Genomic DNA, 1,288 nt, shown 5'->3' with positions numbered 1-1,288 from the left:
CCACCGAGATCTACACTATCCTCTTCGTCGGCAGCGTCAGATGTGTATAAGAGACAGACCACCAATCAACTTCATAGAATCTTTAGTAATACCAATAGTATTTCCTAAACTATTAAACTCAGAAATTGAACTTTTAACTTCTTCAAAAATAGAATTTGGATTTTTAATTCCGAAATGCTTGGCAAGTTCTTTTAAATGTTCAACCGTTGGATTTTTACTTTCACCAGCAACCGTTGTGCTATGAAATCCAAAAGAGGAATTCGAAAACGTTAAATCATAAGCTGGTGCAAATTTCCAGTGACCATTCTTGTCCATTAAAAACGAGAAGTTTTTACTGTGATCATCTCTATTGTGAGCCAAAACATTGAACGTTGCTAATCGCAACACTTTTGCATAAGCATTAAAATCTTTTTCTAGTGTAAAAGCACAATCCATAATGTGTCCGTAATCTAATGTACTCATTCTGAAATTATCGTGTAATAATCCGCAAACAGAATGTAAATGTAAATTCTCGTTATGATTTCTGTCAAATCGTTTACTTCCAAAAAAATAACTACCTTTTTTGCTCTTAAATAATCGAAATTCATTTACTTCAATTCCAGCATTTTTTGCCATTTGATTGTAAGTAAATTCAATTAAGGCAATATCTTTCAAATCGTTTGAAGATGGAAATTTGATGATCCAATGTTCAAAACCATCAGGTAAATTGGATTTTCCATAAAGTAATTCTTCTGTTTTTGGATTAAATCCAACGAAAATTTTTGGTCTTGCTCCACCAGAAGAACCACCAAGTTGAAACAACTCCTCTATTACATCTTCTGAAGTTCCACTTAAAACTGTTTCAATTTCATTAGAAATTACATCTAAATCTATTTGATGTAAATTATTATAATCGTTTTCATATTCAGGTTGATAGCTAATTGCTCCAACGGCATTTTTATCTAGATATGCCAATCTGTCTAAAGGTGAAATGTCATTAAGATTTATACCTAATGACGGTAATTTTCTATCCAATAATAATTTTCCCCAACCATCAGGAATCGAATCTGAAAAAACACCAAAAAGCCCATCAAAATGTTGTTCTTTTGGAACTAAAATTTCATTAGACAACTTCAATTTAAAAGGAGAAATTTCCAATCCAGTAACAACAAAATCAGGATGATACTTAAAATAAATCTTTCCTTCATTTTCAATCATATCACCAATTTCAATCTTTTTTTCAAGATTTAAAAAAGCTTTTATTTTTTTATTCTTTCCCATAATCTATTGCTTAAATAATTTCTCTATA

General features: G+C 30.6%; 1 protein-coding gene. It reads right to left on the bottom strand.

Annotated elements, in window-relative coordinates; all coding sequences use genetic code 11:
• Positions 1 to 36: 36 nt before the first annotated feature.
• Positions 37 to 1,260 carry a type II toxin-antitoxin system HipA family toxin gene (locus tag DIU01_RS05390; protein WP_290832241.1) on the bottom strand — a complete coding sequence of 408 codons (1,224 nt, stop codon included), beginning with the start codon at positions 1,258 to 1,260 and terminating at the stop codon, positions 37 to 39.
• Positions 1,261 to 1,288 lie beyond the last annotated feature (28 nt).

This window comes from Flavobacterium sp. (assembly GCF_003525665.1).
Classification (GTDB): domain Bacteria; phylum Bacteroidota; class Bacteroidia; order Flavobacteriales; family Flavobacteriaceae; genus Flavobacterium.
Note: the sequence above shows the minus strand (reverse complement) of the source record. Positions and strands in the feature narration are given on the sequence as shown.